The organism is Methylophaga sp. (assembly GCF_009711715.1).
In the GTDB taxonomy this organism is placed as follows: Bacteria; Pseudomonadota; Gammaproteobacteria; order Nitrosococcales; family Methylophagaceae; genus Methylophaga.
This window is the reverse complement of sequence record NZ_VENF01000010.1, coordinates 62,015-76,429: the sequence shown is the minus strand read 5'-3', so window position 1 is coordinate 76,429 and position 14,415 is coordinate 62,015. Positions and strand designations below refer to the sequence as shown.

General features: G+C 50.0%; 18 protein-coding genes. 8 read left to right on the top strand and 10 right to left on the bottom strand.

The genetic code is table 11. The features are described 5' to 3' along the window. Positions 1-353 precede the first annotated feature (353 nt). A complete protein-coding gene (locus FH755_RS08220) occupies positions 354-1,178 on the bottom strand; it encodes a DUF5677 domain-containing protein (protein WP_292440438.1) in 825 nt (274 codons plus the stop codon). A 149-nt stretch (positions 1,179-1,327) separates the two neighbouring features. Between FH755_RS08220 and FH755_RS08215 the strand changes: the two genes are divergently transcribed. From FH755_RS08215 to FH755_RS08200, 4 genes are read left to right on the top strand one after another with little or no spacing between them, the layout of a single operon-like run. Then, a complete protein-coding gene (locus FH755_RS08215; protein ID WP_292440436.1) occupies positions 1,328-1,711 on the top strand; it encodes a 4a-hydroxytetrahydrobiopterin dehydratase in 384 nt (127 codons plus the stop codon). A 22-nt stretch (positions 1,712-1,733) separates the two neighbouring features. Next, on the top strand, positions 1,734-1,940 hold the full coding sequence (locus FH755_RS08210; RefSeq protein WP_292440434.1) for a DUF6494 family protein: 207 nt from the start codon (positions 1,734-1,736) through the stop codon (positions 1,938-1,940). A gap of 17 nt (positions 1,941-1,957) precedes the next feature. Beyond that, positions 1,958-2,401, top strand: coding sequence for a ferritin-like domain-containing protein (locus FH755_RS08205; protein ID WP_292440432.1), 444 nt, complete (start codon positions 1,958-1,960; stop codon positions 2,399-2,401). Beyond that, positions 2,401-2,778: a DUF2237 domain-containing protein gene (locus FH755_RS08200; protein ID WP_366658743.1), complete on the top strand. Its 378-nt coding sequence runs from the start codon at positions 2,401-2,403 to the stop codon at positions 2,776-2,778. The genes FH755_RS08205 and FH755_RS08200 overlap by 1 nt, the downstream gene beginning before the upstream one ends. Here the strand turns inward: FH755_RS08200 and FH755_RS08195 are convergent. From FH755_RS08195 to fae, 5 genes are all read right to left on the bottom strand, one after another. After that, entirely contained in the window at positions 2,775-4,700 is a 1,926-nt protein-coding gene (locus tag FH755_RS08195; protein WP_292440431.1) for an ATP-dependent DNA helicase, read from the bottom strand. The genes FH755_RS08200 and FH755_RS08195 overlap by 4 nt on opposite strands. An 8-nt stretch (positions 4,701-4,708) precedes the next feature. Then, positions 4,709-5,608 carry a hypothetical protein gene (locus tag FH755_RS08190; RefSeq protein WP_292440429.1) on the bottom strand — a complete coding sequence of 300 codons (900 nt, stop codon included), beginning with the start codon at positions 5,606-5,608 and terminating at the stop codon, positions 4,709-4,711. Continuing rightward, positions 5,609-6,184, bottom strand: coding sequence for a LemA family protein (locus FH755_RS08185; RefSeq protein ID WP_292440428.1), 576 nt, complete (start codon positions 6,182-6,184; stop codon positions 5,609-5,611). It lies immediately after the preceding gene. A gap of 12 nt (positions 6,185-6,196) precedes the next feature. Beyond that, the gene (locus FH755_RS08180) at positions 6,197-6,733 is read right to left on the bottom strand and encodes a hypothetical protein (RefSeq protein ID WP_292440426.1); all 537 of its coding nucleotides are present in this window, start codon (positions 6,731-6,733) and stop codon (positions 6,197-6,199) included. Between the two features lie 115 nt (positions 6,734-6,848). Continuing rightward, positions 6,849-7,430 carry a formaldehyde-activating enzyme gene (gene fae / locus FH755_RS08175; RefSeq protein ID WP_292440424.1) on the bottom strand — a complete coding sequence of 194 codons (582 nt, stop codon included), beginning with the start codon at positions 7,428-7,430 and terminating at the stop codon, positions 6,849-6,851. A gap of 352 nt (positions 7,431-7,782) precedes the next feature. On the opposite strand from fae, the gene FH755_RS08170 reads away from it, so the two are divergent. Together FH755_RS08170 and FH755_RS08165 are read left to right on the top strand one after the other, a co-directional pair. Further along, the gene (locus FH755_RS08170) at positions 7,783-8,184 is read left to right on the top strand and encodes a group II truncated hemoglobin (protein WP_292440422.1); all 402 of its coding nucleotides are present in this window, start codon (positions 7,783-7,785) and stop codon (positions 8,182-8,184) included. Then, positions 8,181-8,933: a competence/damage-inducible protein A gene (locus FH755_RS08165; protein ID WP_292440420.1), complete on the top strand. Its 753-nt coding sequence runs from the start codon at positions 8,181-8,183 to the stop codon at positions 8,931-8,933. Before FH755_RS08170 ends, FH755_RS08165 begins: the two co-directional genes overlap by 4 nt. Here the strand turns inward: FH755_RS08165 and FH755_RS08160 are convergent. Beyond that, positions 8,912-9,832 carry an AEC family transporter gene (locus FH755_RS08160; RefSeq protein ID WP_292440418.1) on the bottom strand — a complete coding sequence of 307 codons (921 nt, stop codon included), beginning with the start codon at positions 9,830-9,832 and terminating at the stop codon, positions 8,912-8,914. The genes FH755_RS08165 and FH755_RS08160 overlap by 22 nt on opposite strands. Positions 9,833-10,040: 208 nt before the next feature. Here FH755_RS08160 and FH755_RS08155 point away from each other — a divergent pair, with 208 nt between their 5' ends. Both FH755_RS08155 and FH755_RS08150 read left to right on the top strand, forming a co-directional pair. Continuing rightward, positions 10,041-11,939 carry a LapD/MoxY N-terminal periplasmic domain-containing protein gene (locus FH755_RS08155; RefSeq protein ID WP_292440416.1) on the top strand — a complete coding sequence of 633 codons (1,899 nt, stop codon included), beginning with the start codon at positions 10,041-10,043 and terminating at the stop codon, positions 11,937-11,939. Between the two features lie 20 nt (positions 11,940-11,959). Then, a complete protein-coding gene (locus FH755_RS08150) occupies positions 11,960-12,625 on the top strand; it encodes a transglutaminase-like cysteine peptidase (RefSeq protein ID WP_292440414.1) in 666 nt (221 codons plus the stop codon). A gap of 1 nt (position 12,626) precedes the next feature. Here FH755_RS08150 and FH755_RS08145 read toward each other — a convergent pair whose 3' ends face one another. Genes FH755_RS08145 through FH755_RS08135 form a run of 3 tightly spaced genes read right to left on the bottom strand, consistent with a single transcriptional unit; the run spans position 12,627 to position 14,414 of the window. Further along, entirely contained in the window at positions 12,627-13,310 is a 684-nt protein-coding gene (locus FH755_RS08145) for a hypothetical protein (protein ID WP_292440412.1), read from the bottom strand. Further along, positions 13,307-14,086, bottom strand: a complete 780-nt coding sequence (locus FH755_RS08140; protein WP_292440411.1) for an FTR1 family protein — start codon at positions 14,084-14,086, stop codon at positions 13,307-13,309. Before FH755_RS08140 ends, FH755_RS08145 begins: the two co-directional genes overlap by 4 nt. A gap of 4 nt (positions 14,087-14,090) precedes the next feature. Beyond that, positions 14,091-14,414: a cupredoxin domain-containing protein gene (locus FH755_RS08135; RefSeq protein ID WP_292440410.1), complete on the bottom strand. Its 324-nt coding sequence runs from the start codon at positions 14,412-14,414 to the stop codon at positions 14,091-14,093. Between the last annotated feature and the right edge of the window lies 1 nt (position 14,415).

The following is a 14,415-nucleotide window of genomic DNA, read 5'->3' as shown; positions in this document are numbered from 1 at the left end:
ACCAGCCTGGACAAATTGTCCAGTGACAACTTGTCACAGACTCAGGGAGTAGTCCCATGCCAGCGCGCAGCACTGGCGTGGGATTCGACCTGATTCGGTGTCTATTTAAGTTCGTATAATATATATTATGTTAAATTAACTATTAATTATCCGTAGCAAGTAGCTATGTGAGTACTCACAATATAAATGTAGCTTTCTCCACTTCATCAAGCAAAAGCTTTCGGAGAAACCTTCAGAATTTGATTTGTCGTGTGCTGACTTGGCAAAATCTCTCAGATTTTAAAATCTGAAAGGCATAAAAAAGCCCGGCTGAATTTCTCAGCCAGGCTTTCTGCGGAATTATTTAAAAACAGTTATCGATGTGAGACTTTCACAACGATATGTTTCCAGACATCCCGCGCTTTGTGTTTAATGGTTTCCAGGCTGGATGACTGTTCTTCAGGTTGGCGGTGAATTTGAAGCATGATCTCAACACCGGCTATCAGATAGTCGCCGGCCGTCAGCATCAGCGTGGATAATCTGTCCTGATGATCCGCACGGGTGTTGATGCCGATTATCGCATCACTGCGCTCATCGATTTCCAGATCTGCTTTCAGCGAATGCAGATTACTGTGAACACTCTCGCTGAGAAGTTGATAGGTAGTGCGATACTCATTTAGCAGGCCTGCAAGCTCGGCTTTCATAAAGACTTGAATATCATCGCGATCATCTTCATCAGCGCTGTTAATCACTTTTTTCAGATATGTCATCTCTTCCTCAGTAAAGGTTGATGACTCAAGCTGTTGATTATAAAGTCGTATCAGCACTTCCCTTCTCTGATCATCATTGCCCACCGTCATGGCTTCCAGCAGGTCGTCATGCTGATGAAATGCCACCAGATTAAACAGTAATTCGAGCATACAGCGGGCCATGATTTCGACCTGGTGTGTCATGCCACGTTCTGACATCAGTATGATGGACTGGAAATGAGACAGCATGCGTTGGAAGTGCAGTGTCAGATAGACCTCTTTTTCATCATCAGGATGTATATGACAATGATTGAGTACGGATTGCCCCAGCTTATTGAGGTCTTTGCAGACTGTGTAATAACTGCTTTGTTTTATCTCACTGGCGAAATCGCCATGGCAGCATTGTTCTGATAAGAAACCGACTTCCCTGAAGCTGGCGGCATCGTTCATATTGTCTCCCCTTCTTCAAAATCAACCTCTTCATCTTACTCTTTAAACGCATGGAGACAAACCGTTTCCAGCTATCTGGCATTGTTTTGACAGCGATATTTAAATATGTCTAACTGGGCGTACAATTAACATATAAGGAGGTGAGCAACATGAGCTGGAGAGAAGATGGAAAAGAAAAAACCTACACCGATGAAGAAGTTGAAGCGCGGCTGAAGGAAGAACTACCCAAGTGGTACCTTGAAAACGGCTGGATACGTCGTAAATACAAAACCAGCGGCTGGAAAAGTACCTTGATGGTGGTTAATACCGTCGGTCATCTTGCCGAAGCCGCGTTCCATCACCCGGATCTCACCGTGTCCTATGCTTTTGTCATCGTCAAACTGGTCAATCATGCGGCTAAAGGCATTACAGACAAAGACTTCGAGCTGGCCAAAAAAATCGAGGAAGTAGTGATGTGGCAACCAGGCCTGGAAGATGGCGCTTTGACTGGTACGCCTGACGATCCGCGCTTCAAATACATCAAATACGATTAAAGTCGTAGTGGAGGAATACCCCATGAACGAAGAAATGCTGAACATGGATATTCGTAAGTTCCTCAAGCAAGTCGGCGTTACCTCACAGCGAGAAATCGAACATGCGATTATCCGGGCTTTGGATAACGATGAACTCAATGGCATGGAAACCATTGAAGTCAAAATGACTTTGGATGTTCCCGCGCTATCCATCAAACATAAAGTGGATGGCACCATTCATCTGAGCTAAATCACGGGAGGTCTGTTATGACTGACCAGGCTTTAGATACTGACAATGTTGTTAATTTACTGAACCAGATATTGGAAACCGAATTGGCGGGTGTGGTGCGCTACACCCACTATTCTCTTATGGTTTACGGCTACGGACGTATTCCCATTGTGTCCTGGATGCGAAGCCAGGCAGACGAATCCCTGGTTCATGCCCAGGAAGCAGGTGAACTCATCACCCATCTTGGCTATCATCCCTCTCTGGGCATCGGCCCGTTACTGGAGTCTCAGCAACACGATATCGGGGCGATTCTGCAAGAATCGCTCGAGCATGAACAATTGGCGATTGAGAAATATCATGCCTTACTGAAACTGGTTGAAGGTAAAAGCGTCATGTTTGAGGAATATGCTCGACAGAAAATCGCTGAAGAAGAAACCCACGTCGGTGAAGTCAGGAAAATGTTAAGAAAACCAGGTGATTAATGGATATAGATGAATCCTTAAATGTCTTCGGAGAACCGCTGGAAAGTTGTAGTGAAGAACCCTTGACCGGCTTTTATCGCGATGGTTGCTGCAATACCAGTGATGCCGATTACGGTCAGCACACGGTTTGCGTTCAGGTCAACCAGGCCTTTCTTGAATACTCACGTTTCCGCGGCAACGATCTCACCACACCGATGGAAGAATTCGGCTTCCCTGGTCTCAAGGAAGGTGATCGCTGGTGTCTGTGCGCAGCTCGCTGGCTGGAAGCTTATGAGCATAATATGGCGCCGAAGGTTTATCTGGCAGCCACCCACCAAAGGGCATCGGAAATCATCCCGCTGGACCTGCTGAAAGAATTCGCAGTTGATCTGAATTAATCTGCGACGACCGCTTCTTTACTGAAGAATGCCGCCACATCATCCACATCCTGTGTGATCGGCATGGGCGGCAGACTGCGCATGAACACCTTACCGTAGGGCTTGCTTAAAAACCGCGGATCGCAGAGCACCAGCACGCCCGAATCATGCTTGTCCCGAATCAGCCGGCCAATACCCTGTTTCAGTTGGATCACGGCAGCCGGTATCTGGATTGAACGAAATGGATTGCCGCCCCGCTCCCGCAGATGATTGATACGGGCTTCCAACACCGGATCGCCGGGTGAGGCAAAGGGAATTTTATCGATTAATACACAGGATAAAGCTTCCCCACGTACATCAACACCTTCCCAGAAGCTATTGGTACCCAGCAACACGGCATTGCCGTGGTCTCTGAATTCAGCCAAAAGCTGGTTTTTGGCCCGGCTGCCCTGAACCAGAATCGGATAATCCATATCCTGCAGCGCTTCGGCCACTTCATTCAGGGCACGATAACTGGTAAACAGCAGGAAGGTTCGGCCCTGGCTATGCTCAATAACAGAACGCGCAATCCCAGCAATATGTTCGTTATAAGACGGGTGCGAGGGTTCCACTGGTATCGTCGGCATATACAGTAGGCTTTGCCGGGCATAATCAAACGGGCTCTGCCAGCTTGCAGTGAGAGGATCTTCCAGCCCCAGTTGCTGAATGAAATTGTTGAATTTGCCCGCCACCGTCAGTGTTGCCGAAGTGAACACCCAGGCGCTGGGTTTATCCGCGATCCACTGCTGGAAATGCTGACTGACCTCCTGCGGGGTCGCATGCAGAACAAAACCACTGCCGCGGATATCCAACCACAAGACCAGATTTTCATCTTCATCGTTATCATTGAAGATAGATAAACGATCGATTAAATCCTGGCTGCGTTCAAAGCATTGTTCCAGTCCCCTGCTTCGTTCACTGGCGGTTTCCAGTATTTCCATCAGGGTTTCCAGGGCAGCAATTAACACCTCCAGCTTTTCTCTTGCCTCGGGAAAACGCTGTAAACATTGGTGCCAGGGCAGTCGCTGTTCACTGTCGCCCAGCGTCAGCTTGAGTTGGTGCAAGCGATTTTCGAGCTTTTCGGCCGCCTGGCGAATGCTATCCATGTCATTGGCTTCCAGTTCCATCTCGCGCACGCTGTCACGGCTGAGCTCCTGCAACTGGTGGCTGCTGACCCGGTGGCCCAGAAACTGGCTGGCAATGGCCGGCAACTGATGCGCCTCATCAATGATAAAGGCATCGGCATCAGGCAGTACTTCACCCTGCCCTGAAGCTTTCAGCGCCATATCGGACATCAATAAGTGATGATTGACGATAACAATATCCGCTTCCTGTGCCTTACGACGGGCCTCGACAATAAAGCACTGATCATAATCCGGACACTGTTGCCCCAGACAATTGTCTACGGTGGACGTCACTTTAGGCCATAAAATGGATTGCTCTTCCAACAGGTCGGTTTCGCTTAAATCACCCGAGTCGGTTTTAGCTGACCATTCACGTAATTGATGCAGTACATGTTGATTCATTGCACTGCTGGGCTCGGTTTCTGCCAGCGACAGCCGATAATGGCATAGATAATTACTGCGGCCTTTTAATAAGGCGGCTTTAAACGGCACAGACAGGACTTCACGCAGTTTCGGCAAATCCTTTTTAAACAATTGATCCTGAAGATTTTTTGTGCCCGTAGAAATAAAAACCTTTTGACCGGATAACATGGCCGGTGCCAGGTAAGCGTAGGTCTTACCAGTGCCGGTGCCGGCTTCAGCAATCAGGGTTTCACGGTTTGTCAGCGCCTCACTGACTTTCTCCGCCATCTCGATTTGCTGGCTGCGGGCACTGTAATGCTCAACATGTTGAGATAGCAGGCCTCCATCGGCAAATAACTGTTCGATATCGTCTTGCATGCTCTGATTCAACGCTGATTAATGGCCCAGATTATCATGGTACCCAGTACAAGAAACCCGACAGTTGCTGCCAAAGCATGGCGCTGGTATCGGGCGATGAGTTTGTCTTCGGCAATAGTCGAGAGAATATAGGGCTGGCTTTTGTGGGGGCTGCTGCGCATGATGCTGAGTTGTTTCATTTTGGCGCGTTGCCCGATTTGGCGTTTGACTGCGACGGTCGCATCCTGTCTGGCCTGTTGCCACTCATCTTCACTGATCTGGCCGTCCTTGTCGCTATCATAACGCTGAAGCAGCTGATTCGGGTCCTGCTTCCATTCACGCAGTTTGTGGCTCACTTGCTCGCGGATACTTTGATCCTCGACACTGGCGACGCTTTTAAAAAGCCCCATGGCGTATAAAGGCTCCCCTTCGAGAATTGTCCATTCGGTGTATCGGCGTGGCGGTACCACATCATGTTTATACCAGACACGTTTGTTACGGGTAATCACCTCAGCGTCATCCGGATCGATGGCACACTCGCCGCTGCCATCGTCCAGCAGGAAAACCTCTTCGCTGGTCTGCTGCTTCACCACTCGCCAGCGGGTACGGCTGCGGCCTTTACCACTGTATTCACGGGTCTTTTCCTCTATTTTGTAGGAATACCAGACGCAGCGTGTTTGCGATAAAGGTGAAAAAATCACCGGCCCCTGCATCATGCCGGCTACGCCTATGAGCTCAATATAGCCTTGCGGTGCAGATCGGATCCGTGCGGTGGGTATATTTTCAATCAAGCGAGCCTGTTGATACCAGCAGGCCATGCGCCAGAATAAAAACGCATCGATGGCAATCGCCACTGCAATACCCAACCAGAACGGTCCCGCTTCAAGCTGGCTGATTTCAAGTGCAATGACAGCCAGAAAATCCTGCATTTACTGTTCAAACAGACTGCGCAGATTCACATTGGCCGTTTCTTCAGCACTGAATTCCAGCAGCGTAAAGGCTTTGAAGTTAAACAGGCGAGCAATGATCACATCAGGAAACTGCTCAATGCGGACATTATTGATATTCACGCTCTCATTATAGAATTCGCGGCGGTCGGCAATCGCGTTTTCGAGACTGGTGATACGCGCCTGCAGGTGCTGAAAAGTCTCGTCGGCTTTCAGTTCAGGATAAGCCTCTGCCAGGGCAAATAAATTACCCAGTCCCAGTCTCAGAGCACCTTCAGCCTGCCCGAGTTGTGCCACGTCACCCTGCTGTTGTGCATGGGCTACCGAGGAACGTGCCTGCATGACTTTTTCCAGGGTTTCCTGCTCGTATTGCATATATTGACGGCAGGTTTCAACCAGTTTCGGCAGCTCGTCATGCCGCTGCTTGAGCAACACGTCAATATTAGACCACGCCTTACTGACATTATGTTTCAGGCTGACCAGATTGTTATAGATGATGACAATATAGACCAGCAGAACTGCAACCAGCCCCCAGAAAATAAACCCACCCACGCTCATAGCCGCTCCTTGTTATTCGTCCTGATTATCCCAGATTTCCTGTTCCAGTCCGTTTTCACGGGTCCAGACCCGGTTACCGATGATTTTAAACTGTGCGATCGACATTGCGCCGCGTTTTTTGCGGGCACTGTCCGGTTTGGTTTCCATCGCCGCGGCAATTGCTTCACGGCTGGCTTCATAGATCTCTTCCGCTTCGTACTGTTCATCAAATAAAACCAGTACGGCTAAATCCCAATTCTGATCAGGATTGAGCTGTCCGATACGTGGACTGGAACGGGTGTTTTCGAAAATAGCGCGACCTTTGATGATGATGCGTTTATTCTCCCGCTCGCCGTCAAGCCCAACCGCATCGATCGGGCTGCCCGGCTCGTCGATCAATGACAGATTGAGCGCTTTGGCCGCATCAAACCGGGCAATCTCACCAGTAACAGGTAAGGTACTCCCGGTAGTCTGACGATATTTTGCTGCCAGTTGCCGGGTTTCGTGCATCAATTTATCTATGGAGTACAGTTCCATTTCTGCCTGGGCGCTTAGTGTTATTGGATTCATTATACATGGCAAAAAAAACGGTCCATCCACTGTAGCGGACAGACCGTTAAATTTGTGAGGCTGTGAATCAATCCTCTTTATTATTGACTACAGCTAAGTCACTGAGTTTCCTGTTTTAATGATGCTCGTCTTTAGCCGTTTTCTCAATATTGACTTTGGCATCCAGTTCTTTCTGGTAATACTTGTGAACCAGTTTATCCTGATTTTCCAGCAGGTAGTCGATACCAGGTTCATTGTTCATTGCTTTTTCCAGCGCGATGCGGGTCGCTTCACGATGGATCTTGAACAGGGCTTCATGGTCCAGGTCTTCCACTGTAGTGATGCTTGGGTTCAGCCAGACTGAAACGATGATACCCAGATCATTGACTTTGTCTTTAGGAATCGTACCGTTACGCACTGCATCCAGAACGCCATTGGCGATCGCGCCCTGTACAGTACCCATCAGAATGTTGGTGTAGTCAGTGTGCTTCACTGTTACTTTACTGACCATGATAGTGGCAGGACGAACCTGGACATCAGTGTTCATCAGTGCCAGGACACGGGAATGACCTTTGACCTGATCACCCATCAGGTTGGCAAAAGCGGTACCAAAAGGACCGTCCAGCTCACCAATTACGACTTCCGGTTCTGCCGCTGTAAAAGCCGGGCCACCTGCGACCAGTGCTTCACCAGTTCGCATTACAATTTTATCAGTCATGGAGTTTCTCCTTAGTTTGAAATGAAAAATATAACTATTATCCCGCCCTGGTGTATTCGTCGCAACCCGCGCCCTGTCTTGATTGGCAGGCGTTATCGCTGCAATCAACCTGAAAACAGCGGCTTGCAGGCGACTGAAAAACACAGCGCTGTTAATGAAAAAAATGAGCGTGACGGGTTTTTCAGAGCGAAAAGCGATGCTCTGCGCAGACAAACAGTCAACACTGTTCACCAGCGATAAGGCAATACACCCTCTTGATGATTGACAAATTGTGTTGCGGCAGGCACTTAAAGCTTGCTTTCGCGGTCAGACAAGGCAAGTTAAACTAGCCCTTTTCAGTAAGCTTATTCCCATGGCAGAAATTGCAACTCCCTACGAGCGAATCGGCGGCGAAGCCGGTGTCAGAAAACTGTGTCAGACTTTCTATCAGATCATGTCTGAAACGCCCCAAACACAGTTGATTCGTGATTTACATCCCGAGAATATCCGCAGCAGTGAAGAAAAACTGTTTATGTTTTTAAGCGGTTGGCTGGGTGGTCCCCCGCTGTTCACCGATAAATTCGGCCACCCCCGTCTGCGCGCAAGACACCTGCCTTTCTCTATCGGCATTGAAGAACGCGATCAGTGGCTTTACTGCATGGCGCAAGCGCTGAAAACGATGGATCTTGACCCGCTGTTCGCAGAACAATTAATGTCCTCATTTGTACAGACAGCTGACTTCATGCGTAACAGACAGGAGCAAACGACCGGATGAAAATCGGGGCTTTGATTATCGGCGATGAAATCCTCTGCGGTAAACGCCAGGATCGCCATTTTGCACATCTACAGGAAGTGCTGGCCGCCCGCGGTCTGGAACTGAGCTGGACGCTGATCGTTGGCGATGATGCCGCAGATCTGGAACGTGCCATGCGCTTTTCCATGGCCAGTGATGACTTGGTGTTCAGCTTTGGTGGCATCGGCGCCACACCGGATGACAGAACCCGGCAAACCGCCGCGCTGGTCAAAGGGGTGCCACTGGAGCCTCATCCGCAAGCAGTCAAAGAAATCGAAGATAAATTCGGCGAGGCCGCCTATCCCAACCGTATCCTCATGGGCCATTTACCCAAAGGCTGCAGACTGATTCCCAATCCAGTCAATCGGGTGGCGGGCTTCAGTGTCGATAATCATCATTTTATGCCCGGGTTTCCGGAGATGGCCTGGCCCATGGTGGACTGGGTGCTAGACAATGAATACCCGGATTTACGTGATTTGAGACCACGCAGCGAACGCATTATTCGCATTACCAAAGGCCGTGAATCAGACTTGCTCGACACTATGAACCAGATTGTTAATGATTATCCGGATCTGCTGTTGTCCAGCCTGCCTCATCTGGGTCATGAACCCTATATTCTGTTCAGCCTCAGGGGCGATGAGCAACAGGTCGAACAAGCCATGGCGGTGATGATTGCTGAGATCGAAAAATCCGGTTTTATCTGGGATGATTACGCCGGCGGCAGGAAATAAAACCAGACTGTCAGCGTTAAAATGCTGATAACGGTGGTCAGAAACACTGCCGCGGCATAGATGGCACTGTCGAGGCCGTAGCGTTCACAGATTACAATGCCGAAAATCATTGTCGGCATTGCAGCCAGCAACACGACGGCAGTTGAAATGTGCTGTGGCAAGGCCAAACCGTGACTGACCCCAAAAGCCACCACCGGGGCTATCAGCAATGAAATCACGGTTACCGGCAGCAGCTTGGGCAGAAACCGCAGCCGCATGGTATCCCAGCGGATACTCATGCCAAGCGCTATCAACATCAGCGGCACCACCCCGCCCGACAGGGTCGTCAACGTGTTGTGCACCAACTCCGGCCTGGGTACTTCTAATATATTCAGTAACATCGCCACCGCGACGGCCCACAGGGGTGGGACCTTTCGTAACTCCCGCCATGGGTGCACCTCCCGCCCGTCAGCACCGAAATGATTAGCCATCAAAATGCCCAGCGTCATCAAGACCGGTGTGCAGGCGAACAAGTCGAACTGCAGCACCACCGAATTACTCCATTTGCCCAGCACCTGATCCGTCACGGGTAGCCCAAGATAGGTCGCATTGGGGAATACGGCAGCCAGCAACAAGGCACCTTTCTGGGGCCGGCTGGTCTCAAAAAACCGCAAGGATATAATCATCAGCAGCGCGGAAACTGCCAGCGTCGACAGTGCGACCAGGGATATTTTCATTGAGGTGAAATCAATCGGCGCCCCCCAGATAACATCCAGCACCAGGGCCGGCAGCAAAATAAAAAAGACCAGATCAGTTAAAGCACGCCGATGCGCGAGTGCGGGAATGTGTTTAGGTGCCAGTATTCGCCAGAGTGTGCCAAAGGCGATGAGCAGCCCCATCTGCATCATGGTCGACAACATGTTTTTGCCTTGCAGAGATAAAAACTGATCCTAGCAACCGTTCGCTAAAAACAAAAGCGCGCGCAACGCCTGAATCACCTTGCCTGATGCCGGTTGGCAGCGTATCTTTAGGGAGTTTTCGTCATTATTTACAGGTAGACCAGAAGGATAGCCATGGTTTATCAGATGATGAATTAATTCTGCATTGGCCTGTTTCGAGGAACGCATTATGTCTCTGTCCAAGCAACTCCTGATTCTGATCAGTCTGATTTTCCTGATTGTTTTTTCGGTCAGTTTCTATCTGAGCATGAACAATATCCGTAATTATCTGGAAGTAGAGTCCGAGGTCCATGTTCAGGACACTGCCACTTCATTAGGCTTGTCACTCAGCCCGCATATGCACGATGAGCAGGATCCGATATTGCTTACCATGATGAATGCCATTTTCGACATGGGCTATTACAAGGAAATGCGACTGGAAAATGTGGATGGTGAAAACCTGGTCACATTGACTAACCCGGTACAGATGGAAGGAGTGCCCGACTGGCTGATTAAACTCTTGCCGATGAAAACCGCCACCGCCCGGACTGAAATCAGCTCGGGCTGGAATATTTCCGGTACCCTCTATGTCACCAGCAATCCGGCCTATGCCTATCTCAAGCTTTATGAACAAGCCAAGGAAACACTGTTTTATTCCCTGCTGATTTTTATCGCTGCTTTTCTGCTGCTGATGCTGGTGCTGAGACTGACCCTGCAGCCACTTAAAGCCATCCAGAGGCAGGCCAATGAAATCTCCAGCGGTAACTTCACTACCATCAGCAAATTGCCCTGGACAACCGAAGTCCGGCATGTAGCCAATTCGATGAACGGCATGTCACGCAAAATCGGCGATACCATTGCCCGTCTGAATAACCGCTTGGATTCCCTTAGTGACAGCCTCAAACGTGACCCGCTTACCCGCCTGCTCAATCAGGCGACATTCAGTGTCGATGTGAAGTCCGCCCTGTCAGCTGGTAGCAAAGGCTACGTTCTCTATTTCAAATTTGATGATCTGGCGACCATCAGCAAAGAACTGGGAAATCAGAAAGTCGATAAGTTACTGCAGTCGTTTGCTGAATTACTGCGTAAAAACGCGCCTGAGAATGCCGATGCCTATCGACTTTACGGTTCGGAATTTGCGCTGATAAGCCCACAGACAGATGTGAATTCTGTCACAGCTTTAGCGGAACAACTCAAGCACGATATCAATGAGTTAGGACAACACTTTGAGCTGGAAGACATGATGCATACCGGTATTGTGTATTTCGACAAGACCAGCGAATTTGATCGACTGATGCCGGCTTTGATCGAAGCCTATGAACAGGCCAGAAACATAGGCCAGAATGCGTTTTTCATCAAGCAGGACAGTATCAGCTCGATGAACGAACAAGCCTGGCGTGAAGCGATTGTGAATGCCATCGATAACAACACGCCGGAAATCACCTTCACCGCTGAGGCCTACAACTACAACGCTGAAGTGCCTGTTAAAGTCATGCAGGAAGCCTTTACGGTGGTCAGGGATGAAACCGGCACGCCGCTGTCAATCGGCACCTTCTTCTCGGTCGCACAGGAGTTTGACCTTGCCGAAGATCTGGACAAACTCATTGTCAATAAGATCATCCTCAAAATGGAAGCCGACAAGATCACGACACCGGTGACCATTAACCTGTCGATGCCTTCTATCTCTTCACTTGGCTTCCAGCGCTGGCTCAAGGCCCGTCTTGAACAAAGCAGCCTGTCCAGTCATCTGCTTGCTTTCTCGGTCACCGCTTATGCCGCAGCCAAGGACATTGCGGCCTTTGACAGCTTCAGCAGCTTTGTTAAGTCGCTGGGCGCTACTGTCCTGCTGAAACGCTACTCGTCAGACATTATTCCGGTCGACATGCTGCGTGAACTGCATATCGACTATATCCGTCTGGCACGGGATCTGACCCATAACATCAGGGGTAACGCCAGCAAACCGGACTTCCTGGAACTGATCCAGGAAGTGTCGAGCCTGATTGAAATCAAAGTTCTGGCCGAATCGGTAGAAGCTGATGAAGACTTTGAGATCGTCAAACAGGCCGGCCTGTTTGGTATCAGCCGCTGAATCTGATCGCCGGGGATTGAATGCGACTTTACCGTCACGCTCTGATAACGCTGCTGCTGGCCTCACTGCTGTTTGCCCTGCCGGGCAATGCCAAGCTTAGTATCAGTGATGAAGTACTGGCCAGAATTGAAAGTCAGTACAACAAATTTGCACGCAAGCGTGTCGAGGGCTGGCGTGAATTGGTGAATAACCCGGCCAATCACGATTTATCTGAGAAAGAAAAGCTGGAACTGGTCAATCAATTCTTCAATGCCAACGTACAGTTTATTAATGATATCGACCTGTGGCAGAAGAAAGATTACTGGGCAACGCCGCTGGAAATGCTCTCCATCGGCGCCGGAGACTGTGAGGATTATTCCATCGCCAAGTACTTCACCCTGAAGGAACTGGGCGTCGACGAAGACAAACTCAGAATCACCTACGTTAAGGCTATCGAAATCGATCAGGCACATATGGTGCTGACCTACTTCGAAACCAAACGTTCAGTGCCGCTGGTACTGGATAACCTGATTACCGAGATCAAACCGGCCAGCCGCCGTAATGATCTGGTACCGGTCTACAGCTTCAACGGTACCGGTTTATGGCTGGCCAAATCCCGTGGTGAGGGTCAACGGGTCGGCGAAGCATCCAAGCTGTCTTTATGGAATGATTTGGAAAAACGAATGAAAGATCAGGCGCTTCAGTGAACTAGAACTCATACTCTGCCAACAGTCGCAGAGTGGCATCCGGTGTTTTTTTACTTAAACCAAACAGTACGCCGGTTTCCCAGTGCAGTTTTTTACCGGCACCGAAGCGCAAATCGCCCATGGCTACCGGTCCCAGGGCACGCGTATTTTCCCCCCCATAAAATTCGATAGCAGGCTCAAATTCGGGGGAAAGCCGGTACCGGGTTTGTAAGGCCACAGCGCTTTCAAACTCATCCCGGATCTCGTCGCCCCATTCATATTCCAGCCATAGATTGGCTGCACCCACCCATCTGCCCCACTGTTTTTCCATTAACAATGCTGTCGCGAGCTCCCACTCATCTTCCTGATGCGCTTTTTCCAGTTCGACCAGGACACCCCAGTCAACCGCGTATTCGCCCTGCTCGGTGAGCTGCACCCGCGTTTCCAGTTCATAGCCCTCTAGCCGGAAAGTATCACCCTCTTCGGCTGCCAGCAGATAGCCTTCGATAAAGACCCGGTCATTCAGAGACTGCCCGATACCCAGTCGCTGCAAATGATCGCCGTCAGCCGCCACCATCCGCCACTCCACTTCCTGCTCCAGTGGCTGAACATAGGGGTGATAGACTTTATCGATGGCGAGATCATCGGCCATCACCATTGCCGGAAGCAAAAGCAATGGCACTGTGGCGTGGCGGATTAATTTCATGATGTTTTCCCTCTGAACATAAAACTGATGCCGGCAGCGACTATCAACAGACCAATGCTGCTGAAATAAGCCGCTGCCTGCTCCGGTGCCGGTGTCGCTTCATAGCCGACAAGGGCATAGAGCAACTGACCTGCTGCTGAACGTTCGCTGATAATCGCCGAGCTGTCCCACACCGGGGCACTGGCGGCAATATAGTCGGCCTGAATCATGAACTCGACCGCCTGCGCCACCATGCTGCCACCTATCAGCAGCAGAATGAGATAACCCAGCCAAATACCGTAACTGGTACGCATATTGACCAGCAGATAGTAGAAAAACACGCCGACACTCAGCCCGATGCCGGCGCCGACAGCGCTCCCCATCAAGACCGGGCTGAGTAAATCCGGAATACCAAAAAAACCCGTGATATACAGAATGATTTCTGAGCCTTCCCGAATAATCGCGGTGATGACAGCAAGCACAATTGTCACCAGATTGAGCTGTCGCCATTTGGCATGGGCCTGATGGGGCACACTGATCATGAAGATCAGCAGCGAGATAAAAATGACACTGTGCAGAACAGCGTTCAGGACTTCCTGTCCTGTGCCTTCCATCGCCATGGATATCTGGCTCAGATTCAGCGCATAGACCGTGGCACCGCTGAAACCGACCAACAGTGCCAGCAGCATCCACCACAAATTGCGGTTGAGCAACTGGCTCAAGGCCAGGAAAACACTGATGATCAGTGCCGCTTCCAGTACTTCCCGCAGAATAATGATGACCGCATTCAATAGCATGGCATTACTCCGCTATCACTTTGCCCTGGGCAGTTTTGGGAAAAAACTCGCCAAAAAAGGGATATTCCCCCGCTGACAATGGGCCGATGAAAATGATTGCTTCGCTGTGACCGGCAATCACTTTTTCACGGTTGAGCTCATAGCTCTCAAATTCTTCTGCGGTCGGATCAAGGTTTTTTACCAGCAGTTTGACCTTGGTATCGGCAGGGATACGAACCTCATCCGGGAAGAACAGATGGTCTTTTATCTCTATTTCAATCACTGGCGGCCCGGCTATCACGGCAGATGAAAGACAACATAAACTCAGCAGAATAAGCCACTGTTTCAAT